Genomic DNA, 16,634 nt, shown 5'->3' with positions numbered 1-16,634 from the left:
TGTCGGCGGGCTGCGCCTTATAATCAGCGTTTCAGCACGCCGCCGCTCCTTCATGCATACCGTTACCATCATCCTCATCCTCGTCTTGACCGTCGTCCTGTGCGGCTTTCTCGCCCGCTCGCGCTGGGTCAAGCTGCCGCTGCCCCTGATCCAGATCGCCGGCGGCACGGGATTGGCCGTGTTTGGCGTGCAAGTGCCGCTCGATCCCGACATTTTCTTCCTGCTCTTCATCCCGCCGCTGCTGTTTCTCGATGGCTGGCGCATTCCCAAGGGTGCCTTCTTTTCCGATGCGCGCTCGATCCTGATGCTGGCCATCGGCCTGGTGCTGTTTACCGTGCTGGGCATGGGCTTTTTCATCGACTGGCTGATCCCCAGCGTGCCCCTGGCCGTCGCCTTTGCGCTGGGCGCCATCCTCTCGCCGACCGACCCCGTGGCCGTCTCGGCGATTGCCGCCGGTAACCCGATCCCGCCGCGCCTGATGCATATCCTCGAAGGCGAATCCTTGCTCAACGACGCCTCGGGCCTGGTCTGCTTCACGTTTGCCGTGGGTGCCATGATGACGGGCGGCTTTTCCATCGGCGCCGCCTCGCTGAGTTTCCTGCAGGAAGCGGGTGGCGGCATCATCATCGGCCTGGCCATCTCCTGGGGTGTGGGCCTGGCAAACAAATGGCTGGTGAGCAAGGTCGGCGAAGAGCCGGGCCTGCAAATCCTGATCAGCATCCTGATCCCGTTTGCCGCCTACCTGGGCGCCGAGCAAATCCACGGCTCCGGCATCCTGGCCGCCGCCACGGCGGGCGTGTCCATGCATTACGCCGACCTGATCGGCCGCCCGCTGGCGGCCACGCGCACCCAGCGCAAGGCCGTGTGGGATACCGTGCAGCTGGTCTTGAATGGCGTGATCTTCGTCATGCTGGGCGCGCAACTGCCCACCACCGTTGCCGGCTTGCCGGCCGCCTCGGCCGAAGTGGGCGCCGGCAGCGCCTGGAAACTGCCCCTGTTCGTCATCGCCATCACGGTGGGGCTGACCTTCATGCGCTTCCTCTGGGTCTTCATCTCGATGAAGCTGACCCTGTTCAAACACCACAAGAAAATGCCGGGCGAACCGAAGGATGCGGCGCTGCTGGCGCGTCCCAGCCTGCGATTGCTGCTGGTGGCGTCATTTGCGGGCGTGCGCGGAGCGCTGACCCTGGCCGGCATTCTGACCCTGCCGCTGTTCTTGCCAGACGGCAATCGTTTCCCGGCGCGCGACCTCGTCATCTTCCTGGCCATGGGCGTGATTTTGCTGTCGCTGCTGCTGGCCAGCGTCACCCTGCCCCTGCTGACCAAGGGCCTCGTGTTCGCGCCGCCCGCGCGCCGTTCAACGGAAGAGCGCAATGCCCGCGCCGCCGCCGCCGAAGCGGCCATCGCGCGGCTGGAAAAGGTGTGCGAAGGCATCGACAAGAATGACAAGCAGCAAGTCGTCACCGAGGCGGCCAACCGCCTGATCGAAGCCTACCGGCGCCGCCTCGCGTATGGCGAAAGCAGCAACGACGAGGCGATGCGGCTGCAGGAACTGGCCAAGGCCGAGCGCGCGCTGCGCCTGGAAGCGCTGAATGCGGAACGCGATGAACTGTTCCGCCGCCGCATTTCGGGCGAACTGGACGACACCATCCATTTGCGCCTGCTGCGCGAAATCGACTTGCTGGAAGCGACACTGGAAGAATAGCAACACTCTGGCCCGCCACGGCAGTGTTGACAAGTAATTCTCATGGTAAGGAATGCAAGTTTTAACATTCGTGTTTATAATGCAAGGTTGATGGCGTAGCGCCGTGATTTACTTTCAGCATGGACTTCCGTACAGTCTGTGTAGCTGAGTAACTATTTGAATAGCCACCCGATCTGCATAAAGACACTGACGCCGTGCCCTCCTCCCCCCGCCACCGGCAGCGCTGCGCGCCGCCCGTCCTGCTTGCCGTCGTGCTGCTGGCCTCGCTGCTCGCCTGCACTGCGCTGGCGCCGTGCGCGGCGTGGGCGCAAGGGGGCGCGGCACCCGATGCCAGGCGTCCCGCCGAGGTGGCCCAGGTCCTGTTTGGCATCATCAGCTATGTGCGCTGGCCCGTGGCGCGCCCGGAAGTGCGCGTCTGCATGCTCGGCGCGCCACGCTACGGCGCGGCCATCGTCGACACGCCCGCCTCCAGCCTGGGCCAGCGCATCCGCGTGAAAATCCCGGCGGCGCCAGCCGCTGCCGGCGAATGCGACGTCGTCTACCTGGGCAGCTTGCCCGAAGCCGAACGCGAGTACCTGCTGGCGCAGATCATCGGCAAGCCGATTTTATCGGTCGCCGAACCTGGCACGGCCTGCAGCGTGGGCACCATGTTCTGCCTGCGCCTCTCCGAGGCGCAGATCGGTTTTGACGTCAACCTCGACGCCATCGCCCGCAGCGGCCTGCGCGTGCATCCGAACGCCTTGCAAATTGCACGTCGCAAGGGACCGCCGCCATGAGCGCCCGCATGAGCAACAAGCCTGCCCGCCAGCCCCGCCCCACGCTCGACAGCGTGCTGCGGCGCGCCCACCTGAGCGTCTCGCTGATCGCCGTGCTGGCGGCCGGCCTGACCATGACGGCCGTGGCGCTGCTGGCCCTGCGCGTGTATTCGGACCAGAACCTGCGCCTGGTGGCCCGCTCGATGAGCTACACGGTGGAAGGGGCCGTCGTCTTTGGCGACGCCCTGGTCGCCAAGGAAGCGCTGGCCTTGATCGGCGTCAATGAAGATATCGACCGGGCCCAGGTGAGCGACAAGGCCGGCAATGTGCTGGCCCGCTGGGAACGGGGCGAACACGGCACGCGCTACTACATCGAACGCGCGCTGACGGGCTGGATGCTGCCCGACTCCCTGACCTTCCCCGTCATGCGCAATGAACAGGCCATCGGCAGCATCACCCTGGTGCCGCACAGCCGCAGCCTGCTGCCTTTCCTGCTGAGCGGCCTCTCCTGCCTGCTCGCTTGCCTGGTGCTGAGCCTGGTCGTCGCCGTGCGCCTGTCGCGCCGCATGGAAACGGAGATCACGTCGCCGCTGCGCCACCTGGCGGAAACGGCGCACCGCGTGCGGCGCGACCGTTCATTCGAACTGCGCGTGCCGCCGGCCAACATCGCCGAACTGAACCAGATTAATGACGACTTCAACGCCCTGCTCGACGAACTGGAAGCGTGGCAAAGCCATCTGCAGAAGGAACACGCCTCGCTGTCGCACCGCGCCAACCACGACAGCCTGACAGGCCTGTCGAACCGCGCCTTCATGGAAGCGGAGCTGGAACGCGCCATCCTCGAAGCGCGGGTTGGCAATGGCAAGGTGGCCGTGCTGTTCCTCGACAGCGACCGCTTCAAATACATCAACGACACCTTCGGCCACGCCTCGGGCGACCGCGTGCTGGTGACGATCGCCGCGCGCATCAAGCAGCAATTGCGCGAAGGCGACCTGGTGGCGCGCCTGGGCGGCGACGAATTCGCCATCCTGCTCAAACCGCTGCGCAACAGCAGCGACGCCATGCACATCGCCGACAACATCATCGCCGCCATGGCGCAAGCCATTGAATTGCCTACAGGTAACAGCATCGTCAGCTCGCTGACCATCGGCGTGGCCGTCTTCCCCGATCACGCCATCGATGCCGTCTCGCTGGTCGGCGCGGCGGACGAAGCCATGTACCGCGCCAAGCAGGCGCAGCGCGGGACGCGCCAGGTGGCGCGCCTGCCGCAACCCCACATTCACCCCTGAACCAAGGAGCAACACCATGCAATTCATCTACACACAATTACGCCGCGGCTTCCTCGGCCCCTTCATCCTTATGCTGGGGCTGCTGGCCGCCTGCCAGAGCACGCCAGAGAGCAAACCGCTGTTCAGCGCCGAGCAAGTCGCCACCCTGAAGGAGCAAGGCTTCAACCAGACGGACGAAGGCTGGGAACTGAGCTTTACCGACAAGCTGCTGTTCGAATTCGACGCCGCCAAGCTGACGCCACCGAGCCGCAACGCCATCCAGAAAATCAGCGCCGCCCTGCTGAAAGTGGGCATCACCCACATGCGCGTGGAAGGCCATACGGATAACGAAGGCACGGAAGCGTACAACAACAAACTGTCGCTGGCGCGCGCCAACGTGGTGGCCGACGCCATGAGCGCATCGGGCATTCCACGCGACAACATCAGTGTCAAGGGCCTGGGCATGAGCAAGCCCGTGGCCTCGAACGCCAGCAAGACGGGCAAGGCGGAAAACCGCCGCGTCACCGTCATCGTTTCGGCGCCTTGAGGTGGGCGTGCCCGCCGCGCGCTGGGTCGTGATGGGCGTATCCGGCTGCGGCAAGAGCGCCGTCGGCAGCCTGCTGGCCGACGCCCTGCGCGTACCCTACGTGGAAGGCGACGACGTGCATGCCCCGGAAAACGTGGCCAAGATGGCCGCCGGCATTGCGCTCGACGATGCCGACCGGGCCGGCTGGCTGGCCGCCCTGCGCCAGCAGATCGCCACGGCCCGCGCCCAGGACAGCGGCCTCGTCGTCTCCTGCTCGGCCCTGAAACGCGCCTACCGCGACCTGCTGCGCGAAGGCGACCCGGGCTTGCACTTTGCCCACCTGGACGGCCCGCGCGCCGTGCTGGAAAGTCGTTTGCAGCGCCCCAGCCATTTCATGCCAGCCAGCCTGCTCGACAGCCAGCTGGCCACGCTGCAGCCCCTGCAGGCGGACGAGGCCGGCATCGTGCTCGACATCCGCCAGCCGCTGGCCGTGCTGGTCGAACAGATCCTGCAAGCGCCGTGACAGGCGCGCGGCTGGACAGCCCGCGCACCCCTGTGTAGACTGGCGCGCACTTTCATGAAGGATGTTTATGACCACACCAACGACAAAACCGGCACCGGGCCCGGAATTCTGGGAACGCGCCGACCAGGTCATCGCCCTGGCCAACGAACAATGCATGCACAGCGGCGGCAATGAGGTAGCCACCTCGCTGCTGTACGCGGCCGCCCGCTTCAACGCCTTCCTCGTCGCCAGCAAGAGCAACGATGTGGCCAAGATGCAGGAAGAGAAAGAAGGCGCCGTGGCGTTCTTCACGGAACAGTACAAGCGCATGCTGACCGACAACTTCAACGACTACATCACCAACTTCGACAAGTACACGCAACCGTCGTCGGCCCCCCAGGGTTGATGTCCGCAGCCAGCCTGGACAACCACCGCGTCCGCGCCACGCACGCCGGCAGCGTGCTGAAAGGTTCAGTACGCTATGCGCCTTTGCAATCGCTGTGGCTGCTGGCCATGCTGGCCGGCGCCGTGACTGGCGCCCTGCTCTACTTCAGCTGGACCGGCCTGCTGCTGTTTGCGGCCGGCACGGCCATCGTCTTGCTGTTTGGCCATTCGCTGGGCAGCCACCGCAAACTGATCCACGACAGCTTTGCATGCCCGCGATGGCTGGAATACCTGCTCGTCTACCTGGGCGTGCTGGTGGGCCTCAGCGGCCCGCTGGGCCTGCTGCGCCAGCACGAGCTGCGCGACTATGCCCAGCGCCTGCCCGACTGCCACCCCTATCTGCGCCACGGCGCCGGGCTCTGGCGCGATGCATGGTGGCAACTACACTGCCGCCTCGACCTCGACCACCCGCCGCACATCGCCATCGAGCCGCGCATCGCGCACGCCCGCTTTTACCGTTTTCTGGAAAGAACCTGGATGCTGCAGCAATTGCCGTGGGCGCTGCTGTTCTATGCCTGGGGCGGCTGGGGTCTGGTCTGCTGGGGCGTCTGCGCCAGGGTCAGCGCCGGCGTGCTCGGCCATTGGCTGGTCGGCCACTTCGCCCACAAGCATGGGCAGATGCATTTTCATGTCGATGGCGCCGCCGTGCAAGGCAGGAATATCCGCCTGACGTCGCTGCTGACCATGGGCGAATGCTGGCACAATAACCACCACGCCTATCCGGGCTCGGCCAAGCTGGGCCTGCTGCCGGGCGAGTGGGACCCGGGCTGGTGGATGCTGCTGCTCTTGCAGCGCCTGGGCCTCGTGTCCGGCCTGCGCCTGCCGCAAGACCTGGCGCCGCGGCCGGAACTGCGCCGCCTTGACGGCGCCGCCGCTCAGGCGTCGTCGCCGCCGGCCAGGTAATTGTTTTTGACGCGCACGTAGTGCTCGGCCGAATAGCGCAGGTAGGCGATCTCCGCTTCGGTCAGTGCGCGCACCTTGGCGGCGGGCCGGCCCACGTACAGGTGCCCGCTTTCCAGCACCTTGCCCGGCGACACCAGGCTGCCCGCGCCCAGCATCACGTGTTTTTCCACCACGACATCGTCCATGACGATGCTGCCCATGCCGATCAGGCATTCATCGCCGATGGTGCAGCCGTGCAAGATCACGGAATGGCCGATGGTCACGTACTTGCCGATGGTCAGCGGTGAACCATCGGGCCTGGCCGCATTCCTGTGCGACACGTGGCCCATGGAAAAGTCCTGGATATTGCTGCCCTCGCCGATGACGATGCGGTTGACGTCGCCGCGCAGCACGCTGTTGCACCAGATGGAGCAGTCGTCGCCGATCTGCACATCGCCGATCACTTGCGCCGTGTCATGCAGGTAGACGCGCTCGCCCACGACGGGGCGGGTATTCAGGTAGGAACTGACTGGCATCGCTTTCTCACTCTTCATTAATAGTAAACATTCACACCCAGCCGGCGGCCAGCGCAAAAATCGCCAGGCCATGGGCCAGGGACGCACCCAACAAGCCGGCACGGCAATATACCAGTCCCGCCACCACGCCTTCGATCACGGTGAACACGAGGATGGGCGCGCCCACCTGCGTGACGGTGGTGGCGAGAAAAGCGTGGCACAGGCCAAACAGCAAGCCCGACACCAGCGCCGCGCGCCAGGCCGGCAGCCAGGCGCGCAATTGCTGCTGCAGCAAGCCGCGAAACAGCAATTCCTCATAACAGTTGGCCGCCAGCGCAAAACCCAGCAGCAAGGGCAGCGCGGATGACGCGACGGGCGCCAGCGAGGGCAAGCCAAACACGGCTTTCAAGCCCGTCACCAGCGCGATGATCAGCGCGGCGCCCGCCACGCCCAGCAGCACGGACAGGGCCGGCCGCACGCCGAACCAGCGGATCTGGCGGCGCGCCTCGCTTTCCAGCCAGCACGTGCTTGCCACCAGCCCCAGCGACATGGCGCCCAGCGCCAGCAAGACCAGCGGCGGCGCCGTGAAGCGCAAGCCGCCCGCCGCCACTTGCCAGTAGCCATGCGCCGTCATCGCGTCGCGCGCCAGCACGAAAAACAGCATATGCACGAGCACGCGCAGCAGCGGAATTGTCCGTGGCAACGCCAGCAACAAGGCGGCGCAGACGAGGAAGGCGGGCGTGATCGCCAGCAGATACCGCGCCAGGGAAGTGATCTCGGGCATCGTTCGGGTCAAGTCGGATTACGGTGCCAACGGGCACGGGCGCAGCAATTGTATGCGCCGGCTGGCACCATGGGCAAGCTGTCTGGCGATGCCGCCGTCAGGCCGCCTTGCGCCATCCATGCATCAGCCCATGCGCCGCCAGCCCGGCCGCCAGCCCCCACAGGGCGCCGCCCACGCCCAGCAAGGTCACGTTCGCCGCCGTCGCCAGGAAAGTAATCAAGGCCGTTTCACGCATGCGCACGTCCGCCATGGCCTGCGCCAGGCTGTTGCCGATGGCGCCCAGCAGGGCCAGGCCCGCCAGCGCCGTGATGAAGGGGCGCGGCAAGACCATGAACAGGCTGGCCAGGGTGACGCCGAAGATGCCCACCAGGATATACAGCACGCCGCAGGCCAGCCCCGCGACATAGCGCTTCGACGGGTCCGCATGGGCATCCTTGCCCGTGCAGATGGCGGCCGTGATGGCGGCCACATTGAACGCGTGCGCGCCGAACGGGGCCATGAGCAGCGAACCGAGGCCCGTCACCGTCAAAATCGGGTTGGCGCTGACCTGGTAACCGTCATTGCGCAGCACCAGCATGCCGGGCATGTATTGCCCCGTCAGGGTGATCAGGAACAGCGGCAGCGCCACGCCCAGCAGCGACGCCAAGGAAAAGCGCGGCATCTCGAACACGGGCGCGGCCAGGGCCAGTTCGATGCCTTGCGCATCGATGCGCCCCTGCGCCAGCAGCAGGCCCAGCCCGATCAGCATGATGCCGACCACGGCAAAGCGTGCCGTGAAACGGCGCAGCACGGCGTAAGACAGCAGCAGCACCACCACCAGCAGCGGATCGGCACTGGCGCCACCGAACGCGTTCACGCCAAACTGCAGCAAGATGCCGGCCAGCAAGCCAGCCGCGATGCCGCCCGGTATCAGCCGCACCAGACGCTCGAAGGCGCCCGACATGCCCAGCAGAATGAAGGCGATGGCGGACACGATGTAGGCGCCGATCACCTCGGCATACGGCGTGTGCGGCATGACGGTGGCCAGGAAGGCCACGCCGGGCGTGGACCAGGCCGTGATGATGGGCGCGCGGTAGCGGTAGCTGAGCCAGATGCCCGTCACGCCCACACCGATGCTCAGCGACCAGACCCAGGATGCCGTCTGCGCGGCGCTGAGCTGGGCCAGCTGGGCCGCCTGGAATACCAGCACGAAGGTGCCGCCATAGTTGACGAGGACGGAAATGAAGGCCGCCATGGCGGGGGACGCCAGGTCGCGCCAGCGCGCCTGGCGCCCGTTGCCGATTGCCGCCGAGGATGTGGAACTTGTCTGCATGCGTGTGCCCTTGCCTGAGGTTCAAAAGGGGCATCTTAGCGCCCACATGGACTGCTCAGGCAGGCCAATTTTCACACATCTAACAGACCACTTGAGCGGTCACCCCAGCGCGCGGGCCAGGCGGACGATGCCGCTGTCGATCTCGTGCGGCGTGAGCGCCGCAAAGCCCAGCAGCCAGCCGCCCCGCGCCGGCGGCGTCGCGTACAGCCTGCTCAGGCCCGGCAGCACGATGCCGGCCTGCGCCGCCAGCCGTATCGTGTCCAGCTCGTCCCTGCCCTCGTGCAGCAGACACGGCATCTGCAAGCCGCCCGGCGGCAGCTGCGCCGTCACCACGTGCGGCAAGTGCCGGTGGACGGCGTGCGCCATCGCATCGCGGCGCACGGCGTAGACCTTGCGCATGGCGCGCACATGGGCAGCGAAATGGCCGTCGGCGATGAAACGGGCCAACGTCAGCTGGTCCAGCTGCGGCGTGTGGCCATCAAGGATGCTGCGCGCATACGTCATCGGTTTCACCAGCGCGGGCGGCAGCACCATGTAGCCGATACGCAGCCCCGGGTACAGCGACTTGGCGAAGGTACCCAGGTAGATCGTGCGCTGCTGCGTGTCCAGCCCCTGCACGCACGCCGTCGGCAAGCCCGCGTAGTGAAACTGGCTGTCGTAATCGTCTTCGATGATCCAGCCCTGGCGCTCGGCGGCCCAGGCAGTCAGGGCCAGGCGGCGCCCGAGCGCCAGGGTGGCGCCCGTCGGGTATTGATGCGACGGCGTGACGTAGATCGTGTTGGCCCCGCTGCGGTCCGCCCGCAGGTGTTCGATCGACAGGCCATCGGCGTCGACCGGCACGGGCACGACCTGCAATTGCGCCATCTCGAACGCCTTGCGCGCGCCGAAATAGCCGGGATCCTCCATCAATATCGGGCCATGCGCGTCTGCCAGCACCTGCGCGCACAGGTACAGGGCCTGGCGCGTGCTGCTCAGCACCAGCACCTGGCCGGCCGTGGCCCGCGCGCCCCGTTCCAGATTGACATAGTCGGCGATGGCCTGGCGCAAAGGCTCGACGCCTTGCGGGTCGCCATGCAGCAGCACATGGTGTTCGCTGGCCGCCTGGCGCCGCAAGCGCTCCCACACGTCGAGCGGCAAGGCCCGCGTTTCCGGCAAGCCCGTGGCGAAAGCGTTGACGCTTTGCTGGTCGGCCACGCCACCGCTGGCGAGGATGTGCGCGCCACGCGCGCTGAGCGCCACGGGCTGCGCGGGCAAGGCCGGCAGCGCAGCCGCAGGCTTGCCCAGCAAGCTCGCGCCTATCGTCGGCGAGACAAAACTGCCCGATCCTGCCTGCCGCCGCAGATAGCCATCGAGGCGCAGCTGCGCGTACGCCATTTCCACCGTGTCGCGCGACACGCCCAGCGATTGCGCCAGCGCGCGCGTGGCCGGCAGGCGCAGGCCGGGCGCCAGCACGCCATCGAGTATCAGCTGGCGCAGCGCGCGCTGCACCCGCACGCGCAAGTCGAGCGCCGCCAGTTCAGGCGCGGCGATGCGTATTTTCAGGGTGTCGAGTTCGAACTGCGGCGTCATGTCGCTGTCGGCGCGGCGCGGGCGGCATCCACGGCAGCCATGCTGCTGGCCAGCGAAAAGCCGTGCTGCTGCAGCACCGCCACCAGCTGCTCGCCGGCGCAACCGAGGCGCAGGTTTTCCGCCACCCAGTCGCGCCACTCGCGGCTGATGTCCGGCATCGGTTCCGGCGCCAACGTGAGACCGAGTATGCATGCGGCCAGTAAACCATTGATGCGTTGCGTGTCGATCAGGTGCTGCACCACCGCGTGGCCCGACTGGGGAAACGGATGCAGGGTGCAGCGGCCGAAGGCGGCCAGGCGCTGCGCGTGCATGGCGTCGAGGTTGACCGACTCGCTGGCACTGGCGCCGGCGTTGGCCGCGTCCGGCCGCGTGCCGAACACCAGGTGCAGCTGCGTATGCTCCGTCGCCCTGGCGCGGCACAGGGCCGCCAGGTCATAGTAGCCAGAAAGCGGCGGGTCTTGCGCCAGCGATTCCATCACGGGCAGCCAGCGCAGCTCGTGGTACAAGCGCGCCTGCTGCACGTCGAGGAAGGACAGCGGCCCGAAGGCGACGATCTGCTGCGCCTCGAGCAGCAAGCCATACATGACGGCCGCGTACGCGCCCATGGACTGGCCGACGGTGGTGGTTTGACTGGGCGCGATGCGGCGCACCAGCTCGCGCAAGGCTTGCGCCGATTCATCCACGTGGTTGCCCAGGCCAGCGATGCGGCGGTGGTACCAGGCATTGCCCGAATCGCGCACGAGGATCTTGTTCAGGTGCTGCCCGCTGGCCTGCTCCAGCTTGCGCAAGCGGCCGTAAAAATCGAAGGCGGGACGCGTGGTCCACGAAACGAAGCCGAAGGCGATCACCAGCGGCGCGCCCGGCACGATGCGGTCGACCAGCACATCGTCGGCACTGGTGGCGACCAGTCGATTATCCAGCGCTTGCGCTTGCAGCATCGGCCCGGCTCCCCGATCAAGGTTGAAACAGCAGAAAGCATGAGTGTAATGCCAGCACTGGCAAAATGGAAACAATCGCCGCTGCCGTGCGCTGAGCGGCGCGCAAAACCTGCTAGTCTGCGGACATTCCCCCCCTCACAGGAGCATCCCATGCTGCATCGCCTGAAATACCTGTCCCTCGCCGCCGCCATCGCCATGGCCGGCGGCTGCGCCGCCACGCAGGACACTGGCCTCACGCCCAGCTACAGCCTGACGAATACCTACTGGAAGCTGACGCAGCTCGATGGCGCCGCCGTGACGATGGCGCCGCAGCAGGAACGCGAAGTGCGCATCACTCTTACCGACGATGGCAAGGTCCATGGTTTCACGGGCTGCAACCGCGTGATGGGCGGCTACACGCTGGCCGGCACGGCCCTGCGCTTCACACAGCTGGCCGGCACGCGCATGGCCTGCCCGCCGCCGCTGATGCAGCTGGAAAACGCCGTATTGGCCAATTTGAACAGCGTGACGGGCTACCGCTTCGAAGGCGGGTTCCTGGTCCTGCTCAAGGATGGCGCGCCCGTGGCCAGGTTTGAATCGGTCTACCTGTGAAATAAAAATCGACTGCCGTTACAATGGCTTCCAGCCCATCATCTGGAAGGAAGCCATGTCCGCACTGCCCTCGCCGTCGTCTTCACCACTGCCATCGGCCGCCGGCCGCTATCGGGCTTTTCTGTTTGACATGGACGGCACCGTCATCAATTCCATCGCCGCCGCCGAGCGCATCTGGGGCACGTGGGCACAGCGCCAGGGCCTCGACGTGGCGGCCTTCCTGCCCACCATCCACGGCGCCCGTTCGGTCGACACCATCGCCAAACTGCGCTTGCCCGGCGTCGACGCGCAGCGCGAGTCGCAGGGCATCACGGATGCGGAGATCATCGATGTGGAAGGGATTATTGAAATCGCGGGCGCGCTGCGCTTTTTGCAGTCGCTGCCGCCCGCGCAATGGGCCATCGTCACCTCGGCGCCGCGTGCATTGGCCACGGCGCGCCTGAAGGCGGCCGGCATGCCCATTCCCGCCATCATGGTGACGGCGGAAGACGTCAAGGCAGGCAAGCCCAAACCCGATTGCTACCTGCTGGCGGCGCAAAAACTGGGCGTGGCGCCCTTTGAGTGCCTGGTGTTCGAGGATGCGTCCGTCGGCATCGAGGCGGGCGAGGCGGCCGGCGCGAAGGTCATCGTCGTCACCGCCACGCATGCCCACCCGCTGGCCACGCGCCACCCCGCCATAGCCAGCTACGAGAGCATCGTGGCAACCGTCGATGCGGATGGTTTCATCGTGCTGGCGGAGTCGGTTGCAGCACCCGCGACAAGATAGCCTGCTCCAGCGCGGCCGCTATCGCCCCCGTTGCGAGGAAGGCAGCTTGCGCCACAGGGGCTTCGGCCATGGTCCGCGCCGGCCCGCCGCCCGCGTCCCCGTAGGCGTTTGCGTCCAACCCCGTTCCGTGTCAGCATACGCCACCCTGGCAACACGGATAAGGAACGCAATGCCCCTCACTCCCCTACGCGCGCTGGCCCTGGGCCTGCTGCTGGCCGGTCATGGTTCACCGGCGCTGGCAACGCCGCCGACGCCAAACTGCGATGCCTGCGCCGCCTGGAACGCAGACCAGGCGCCGTTCCGCATCTTCGGCAATACCTATTACGTGGGCGTGAAAGGCCTCGGTTCCGTGCTGGTGACGTCGCCGCAGGGCCACGTGCTGATCGATGGCGGCTTGCCGGAATCGGCGCCCAAGATCATCGCCAGTATCGCCGCCCTGGGCTTTCGCATCGAAGACGTGAAACTGATCCTCAATTCGCACGGCCATATCGACCATGCGGGCGGCCTGGCCGAACTGCAGCGGCGCAGCAATGCGCTGGTGGCCGCCAGTCCGTCGGCCGCGCTGGACCTGGCCTCGGGCGAAGTGGGGCCGGACGATCCGCAATACCACGCGCTGCCCAAGTACCCGCCCGTCAAGGACATGCGCCTGGCGCGCGACGGTGGCCAGTTCAATGTCGGCCCCGTCAACCTGACGGCGCATGCCACGCCGGGCCACACGCCCGGAGGCCTGAGCTGGACGTGGCAATCGTGCGACGGCCCCCGCTGCCTGAACATGGTCTACGCGGACAGCATCACCGCCGTCTCGCGTCCCGGCTTCAAGTTCAGCGCCAGCAGCGAGTATCCGAACGCGGTGGCGGACTTGCGCCACAGCTTCGAGACCCTGGAAAAACTGCCGTGCGACGTACTCGTTTCGGCCCACCCGGAAGCGTCGCAATTGTGGGAAAGGCTGGAAGCGAGCGCCACGGCCGGCAGCGAAGCGTTCATCGACCCGCAGGCCTGCCGCGCCTACGCAGCGGCGGCGCGCACCGTGCTCGAGGCGCGCCTGGAACAGGAAAAACAAGAATGAGCTTGTCAACCGTGCACGCTGGCGTGGCGCCGATCTGCTACGCTGGCGCCATTCATTTAAAGAAGGAAATGCCATGTTCACACTCGCCAGACTGATTCCCCTCGCCGCCATCGTCGCCATCACCGCCGGCTGCGCGCAAACGCCCGTGCGCAGCGACGCTGCCGCCGCCGCGCCCGGCGCCACGTCGCCCGCCAAGCCGGCACCGAAGCTGGCGGGCACGCAGTGGAAGCTGAAAGAATTGAAGGGCAAGCAAGTGGTGCGCAAGGCGCCCGAGCAGCGCGAAGTGACCTTGATGCTGGCCGAAGGCCGCGCCAGCGGCAACAGCGGCTGCAACCAGATGATGGGCGGCTATACCAGCGATGGCGTCAGCACCCTGGCCTTCTCGCAGCTGGCCGGCACCATGATGATGTGCCAGCCGCAGGACATGGAACTCGAGCGCCTGCTCCTCGCCACCCTGGGCGAAGTCAATGGCTACCGCTACGCCGACCAGGAATTGCTGCTGCTGAAGGATGGCGTGCCCGTGGCGCGCTATGAAGCGCTGGCGGTGAAGTAAAACCCGCACTCCCGCATGTGAAGCGTGCCCGAAAAACGTTCAGGGCCAGGCGCTGCAACGCCGCCATGGACGTTTTCTCGGCCACGCTTCAGTCGTTGCGCATCTGCGCCTGCGATACGTTACTCTCAGGCGGCACGCTCTGCGTCAGCCACACATTCCCCCCGATGGTCGATCCCGCGCCGATGGTGATGCGCCCCAGCACGGTCGCGCCCGCGTAGATCACCACGTCATCCTCGACGATGGGATGGCGCGGCGTGCCCTTGATCAGCGCGCCGGAAGCATCGGCCGGAAAACGCTTGGCGCCCAGGGTGACGGCCTGGTACAGGCGCACCCGCTGGCCGATGATGGCCGTCTCGCCGATCACCACGCCCGTGCCATGGTCGATAAAGAAGGATGCGCCGATGTGCGCGCCCGGATGGATGTCGATGCCCGTCAGGGTGTGCGCGATGTCGGCGATCAGGCGCGCCAGGAACGGCGCGCCCAGCGCGTGCAGGCGGTGCGCCAGGCGGTGGTACAAGATGGCGATGGTGCCCGGATAGCACAGCATGATTTCGGCCACCGAGGTGGCGGCCGGGTCGCCCGCGTAGGCGGCCTGCACGTCCGACACCAGCAGGGCGCGGATGTCGGGCAGGCTGGCGGCGAAGGCACGCGTGATGTCGCGCGCCTGCTGCGCCAGGGCCGCGTCGTCGCTGGCGCCATCGCCCTCATCGCCGGCCGGCACGGCGTGAGCCGGAGCCGAGAACAGCAGGCCGCGCCGCACCTGCTCGCTGAGGCGGTTCAGGGTGGTGTTGAGCGTATCGCCGACAAAATAATCGATGCTTTCGTCCGTCAGATTGGGCCGCCCGTAATGCGTGGGGAACAGGGCAGCCGACAGGCCGTTGACGATGGTGGTGAGCGCTTCGCGCGACGGCAGTTCGCGCACCCTGCCGTTATGGCGGATCTTGTGCTTGTCTTCGCGCGAGCTGCGCAAGGCCTGGATCACGGGCCCCAGGTTCCATTGGGCCGTGTCGTCGGCGGGCGCCGCGGGATCAATACTATGCATGGCGTATCACTTCCAGAAAACGGCAAACAGGCCGGGTCGCCCAAGCATAACGGTGACGGCACGCGATGCAAACGAAGAATTCCAAGTTTTCATATGCGAAAAACGCATATGAATGACAAACAGTGGCGGCGCCAGACCCGATTCCCGCCGCTAGCGTAAAATGACGGACTAACAAAAACACTCTTCAACATGACTAAATTATTAACCTGGATTTTGGCGGGCCTGGCGATGGTCGGACCGCTTGCAATTGACACCTATCTGCCGTCTTTCCCCGCCATCGCGCACGATTTCAATGCCAGCCCCCTGCTGGTGCAGCAAACCCTGAGCTTTTTCCTGTTCACGTTCGCCTTCATGATGCTGTTTTACGGCACCCTGTCCGACTCCTTCGGCCGCCGTCCCGTGATTCTCGTCTCGCTGGTGCTGTATGTGATCGCCTCCGTGGGCGCCGCGCTGGCGCCGTCGCTGGGCTGGCTGCTGGCCTGGCGCGTGCTGCAGGGCCTCTCGGCGGGCGCCGGCTCCGTCATCGGCCGCGCCATCGTGCAAGACCGCTATTCGGGCGCCGCCGCGCAGAAAATCCTCTCGCATATCATGATGGTGTTCGCGCTGGCGCCGGCGATTGCGCCCGTGCTGGGCGGCTGGCTGCAGGTGGGCCTGGGCTGGCGCTGGATTTTCTGGTTCCTCACGGCCTTCGGCGTGCTGATGTTCATCGTCGTCTGGCGCGCGCTGCCGGAAAGCCTGCCGAAAGAGCAGCGCCACGCCTTCCACCTGGGCGACATCGCCGTCAATTACTGGAAAGTGCTGTGCCACCGCCAGTTCCTGCTGCTGTCGACGGCCATCGGCGCCGCCTTTGGCGGCTTCGCCCTGTACATCGGCTCGGCCGCCTACTTCATCATCAACATCCTGCACTTGCCGGAAACGGCATTCGCCTGGCTGTTCATTCCCTTAATTAGCGGCATGGTGTTTGGCTCGGCCCTGTCGGCGAAGATCGCCCACCGCTACAGCCAGCGTCAGATGATCTGGGCCGGCTTCATCCTGATGCTCATCGCCGCGCTGGCCAACATCGGCTATAACTACTTCTTTGCCGCCGAAGTGCCGTGGGCCGTGCTGCCCCTGTTCTTCTACTCGTTCGCCCTGTCCATCGCCATGCCGCCGATGACCCTGATGGCGCTGAACCACTTCCCCAACAACAGCGGCCTGGCCTCGTCAATGCAATCGTTCATCCAGATGCTGCTGTTCGCGCTGGTATCGGGCCTGGTGGCGCCGCTGCTGTTCGACAGCGCGCTGAACCTGGCGTATGGGGTGATGGCGGGACTGCTGGTGAGTTTGCTGTGCTGGGTGTTTGCGCAGGGTAAGGCTGAAGCGTAGATACTGTTATCCCCGTCAAGCGGCGTGCAAGGTCGGATCAAATATTTTTCC

18 protein-coding genes are annotated in these 16,634 nt (G+C 66.1%); 12 read left to right on the top strand and 6 right to left on the bottom strand.

Annotated elements, in window-relative coordinates; translation table 11 throughout:
• Positions 1–52: 52 nt before the first annotated feature.
• From AC54AF_RS14610 to AC54AF_RS14580, 7 genes are all read left to right on the top strand, one after another.
• Positions 53–1,705: a Na+/H+ antiporter gene (locus AC54AF_RS14610; protein ID WP_496637103.1), complete on the top strand. Its 1,653-nt coding sequence runs from the start codon at positions 53–55 to the stop codon at positions 1,703–1,705.
• 194 nt (positions 1,706–1,899) lie between these two features.
• Complete coding sequence (gene yfiR, locus AC54AF_RS14605; protein ID WP_496637102.1) at positions 1,900–2,481, top strand: regulatory sequestration protein YfiR; 582 nt, start codon at positions 1,900–1,902, stop codon at positions 2,479–2,481.
• Positions 2,482–2,489: 8 nt separating this feature from the next.
• Positions 2,490–3,749 (top strand): diguanylate cyclase DgcN/YfiN, encoded by a 1,260-nt coding sequence (dgcN, locus tag AC54AF_RS14600; protein WP_496637101.1) that lies wholly within the window; start codon positions 2,490–2,492, stop codon positions 3,747–3,749.
• 16 nt (positions 3,750–3,765) lie between these two features.
• Positions 3,766–4,275 (top strand): outer membrane lipoprotein YfiB, encoded by a 510-nt coding sequence (yfiB, locus tag AC54AF_RS14595; protein ID WP_496637100.1) that lies wholly within the window; start codon positions 3,766–3,768, stop codon positions 4,273–4,275.
• Positions 4,276–4,282: 7 nt separating this feature from the next.
• On the top strand, positions 4,283–4,777 hold the full coding sequence (locus AC54AF_RS14590) for a gluconokinase (RefSeq protein ID WP_496637165.1): 495 nt from the start codon (positions 4,283–4,285) through the stop codon (positions 4,775–4,777).
• A 67-nt stretch (positions 4,778–4,844) separates the two neighbouring features.
• Positions 4,845–5,162 carry a DUF3144 domain-containing protein gene (locus AC54AF_RS14585; RefSeq protein WP_496637099.1) on the top strand — a complete coding sequence of 106 codons (318 nt, stop codon included), beginning with the start codon at positions 4,845–4,847 and terminating at the stop codon, positions 5,160–5,162.
• Positions 5,162–6,103: an acyl-CoA desaturase gene (locus tag AC54AF_RS14580; RefSeq protein ID WP_496637098.1), complete on the top strand. Its 942-nt coding sequence runs from the start codon at positions 5,162–5,164 to the stop codon at positions 6,101–6,103. The genes AC54AF_RS14585 and AC54AF_RS14580 overlap by 1 nt, the downstream gene beginning before the upstream one ends.
• Here AC54AF_RS14580 and AC54AF_RS14575 read toward each other — a convergent pair.
• The 5 genes from AC54AF_RS14575 to AC54AF_RS14555 form a co-directional block, all read right to left on the bottom strand.
• Positions 6,076–6,618 (bottom strand): gamma carbonic anhydrase family protein, encoded by a 543-nt coding sequence (locus AC54AF_RS14575; RefSeq protein WP_496637097.1) that lies wholly within the window; start codon positions 6,616–6,618, stop codon positions 6,076–6,078. The two genes, AC54AF_RS14580 and AC54AF_RS14575, sit on opposite strands and share 28 nt — an antisense overlap.
• Before the next feature lie 31 nt (positions 6,619–6,649).
• Positions 6,650–7,381 carry a CPBP family intramembrane glutamic endopeptidase gene (locus tag AC54AF_RS14570; protein WP_496637096.1) on the bottom strand — a complete coding sequence of 244 codons (732 nt, stop codon included), beginning with the start codon at positions 7,379–7,381 and terminating at the stop codon, positions 6,650–6,652.
• 97 nt (positions 7,382–7,478) lie between these two features.
• Positions 7,479–8,615 carry a benzoate/H(+) symporter BenE family transporter gene (locus AC54AF_RS14565; protein ID WP_496637164.1) on the bottom strand — a complete coding sequence of 379 codons (1,137 nt, stop codon included), beginning with the start codon at positions 8,613–8,615 and terminating at the stop codon, positions 7,479–7,481.
• Positions 8,616–8,792: 177 nt separating this feature from the next.
• The gene (gene pdxR, locus AC54AF_RS14560; protein WP_496637095.1) at positions 8,793–10,262 is read right to left on the bottom strand and encodes a MocR-like pyridoxine biosynthesis transcription factor PdxR; all 1,470 of its coding nucleotides are present in this window, start codon (positions 10,260–10,262) and stop codon (positions 8,793–8,795) included.
• Positions 10,259–11,200 carry a hypothetical protein gene (locus tag AC54AF_RS14555; RefSeq protein WP_496637094.1) on the bottom strand — a complete coding sequence of 314 codons (942 nt, stop codon included), beginning with the start codon at positions 11,198–11,200 and terminating at the stop codon, positions 10,259–10,261. Before AC54AF_RS14555 ends, pdxR begins: the two co-directional genes overlap by 4 nt.
• Positions 11,201–11,350: 150 nt before the next feature.
• Between AC54AF_RS14555 and AC54AF_RS14550 the strand changes: the two genes are divergently transcribed.
• The 4 genes from AC54AF_RS14550 (at position 11,351) to AC54AF_RS14535 (ending at position 14,176) form a co-directional block, all read left to right on the top strand.
• Complete coding sequence (locus AC54AF_RS14550; protein WP_496637093.1) at positions 11,351–11,791, top strand: META domain-containing protein; 441 nt, start codon at positions 11,351–11,353, stop codon at positions 11,789–11,791.
• Between the two features lie 55 nt (positions 11,792–11,846).
• Positions 11,847–12,557, top strand: coding sequence for an HAD-IA family hydrolase (locus AC54AF_RS14545; RefSeq protein ID WP_496637092.1), 711 nt, complete (start codon positions 11,847–11,849; stop codon positions 12,555–12,557).
• Between the two features lie 169 nt (positions 12,558–12,726).
• A complete protein-coding gene (bla, locus tag AC54AF_RS14540) occupies positions 12,727–13,623 on the top strand; it encodes a subclass B3 metallo-beta-lactamase (protein ID WP_496637091.1) in 897 nt (298 codons plus the stop codon).
• Between the two features lie 73 nt (positions 13,624–13,696).
• The gene (locus AC54AF_RS14535) at positions 13,697–14,176 is read left to right on the top strand and encodes an META domain-containing protein (protein WP_496637090.1); all 480 of its coding nucleotides are present in this window, start codon (positions 13,697–13,699) and stop codon (positions 14,174–14,176) included.
• 88 nt (positions 14,177–14,264) lie between these two features.
• Here AC54AF_RS14535 and epsC read toward each other — a convergent pair whose 3' ends face one another.
• Positions 14,265–15,218 (bottom strand): serine O-acetyltransferase EpsC, encoded by a 954-nt coding sequence (epsC, locus tag AC54AF_RS14530; protein WP_496637089.1) that lies wholly within the window; start codon positions 15,216–15,218, stop codon positions 14,265–14,267.
• Between the two features lie 189 nt (positions 15,219–15,407).
• Here epsC and AC54AF_RS14525 point away from each other — a divergent pair, with 189 nt between their 5' ends.
• Positions 15,408–16,583, top strand: a complete 1,176-nt coding sequence (locus AC54AF_RS14525) for a multidrug effflux MFS transporter (RefSeq protein ID WP_496637088.1) — start codon at positions 15,408–15,410, stop codon at positions 16,581–16,583.
• Positions 16,584–16,634: the final 51 nt, after the last annotated feature.

Source organism: Janthinobacterium sp. JF4, assembly GCF_059617925.1.
Note: the sequence above shows the minus strand (reverse complement) of the source record. Positions and strands in the feature narration are given on the sequence as shown.

What these genes read in the sequence shown, in the direction of transcription:
- AC54AF_RS14610 (WP_496637103.1), top strand. Translation starts at nt 53, where the DNA reads ATGCATACCGTTACCATCATCCTCATCCTCGTCTTGACCGTCGTCCTG.
- dgcN (WP_496637101.1), top strand. Translation starts at nt 2,490, where the DNA reads ATGAGCAACAAGCCTGCCCGCCAGCCCCGCCCCACGCTCGACAGCGTG.
- yfiB (WP_496637100.1), top strand. Translation starts at nt 3,766, where the DNA reads ATGCAATTCATCTACACACAATTACGCCGCGGCTTCCTCGGCCCCTTC.
- AC54AF_RS14585 (WP_496637099.1), top strand. Translation starts at nt 4,845, where the DNA reads ATGACCACACCAACGACAAAACCGGCACCGGGCCCGGAATTCTGGGAA.
- AC54AF_RS14580 (WP_496637098.1), top strand. Translation starts at nt 5,162, where the DNA reads ATGTCCGCAGCCAGCCTGGACAACCACCGCGTCCGCGCCACGCACGCC.
- AC54AF_RS14575 (WP_496637097.1), bottom strand. Translation starts at nt 6,618, where the DNA reads ATGCCAGTCAGTTCCTACCTGAATACCCGCCCCGTCGTGGGCGAGCGC.
- AC54AF_RS14570 (WP_496637096.1), bottom strand. Translation starts at nt 7,381, where the DNA reads ATGCCCGAGATCACTTCCCTGGCGCGGTATCTGCTGGCGATCACGCCC.
- AC54AF_RS14565 (WP_496637164.1), bottom strand. Translation starts at nt 8,615, where the DNA reads ATGGCGGCCTTCATTTCCGTCCTCGTCAACTATGGCGGCACCTTCGTG.
- pdxR (WP_496637095.1), bottom strand. Translation starts at nt 10,262, where the DNA reads ATGACGCCGCAGTTCGAACTCGACACCCTGAAAATACGCATCGCCGCG.
- AC54AF_RS14555 (WP_496637094.1), bottom strand. Translation starts at nt 11,200, where the DNA reads ATGCTGCAAGCGCAAGCGCTGGATAATCGACTGGTCGCCACCAGTGCC.
- AC54AF_RS14550 (WP_496637093.1), top strand. Translation starts at nt 11,351, where the DNA reads ATGCTGCATCGCCTGAAATACCTGTCCCTCGCCGCCGCCATCGCCATG.
- AC54AF_RS14545 (WP_496637092.1), top strand. Translation starts at nt 11,847, where the DNA reads ATGTCCGCACTGCCCTCGCCGTCGTCTTCACCACTGCCATCGGCCGCC.
- bla (WP_496637091.1), top strand. Translation starts at nt 12,727, where the DNA reads ATGCCCCTCACTCCCCTACGCGCGCTGGCCCTGGGCCTGCTGCTGGCC.
- AC54AF_RS14535 (WP_496637090.1), top strand. Translation starts at nt 13,697, where the DNA reads ATGTTCACACTCGCCAGACTGATTCCCCTCGCCGCCATCGTCGCCATC.
- epsC (WP_496637089.1), bottom strand. Translation starts at nt 15,218, where the DNA reads ATGCATAGTATTGATCCCGCGGCGCCCGCCGACGACACGGCCCAATGG.
- AC54AF_RS14525 (WP_496637088.1), top strand. Translation starts at nt 15,408, where the DNA reads ATGACTAAATTATTAACCTGGATTTTGGCGGGCCTGGCGATGGTCGGA.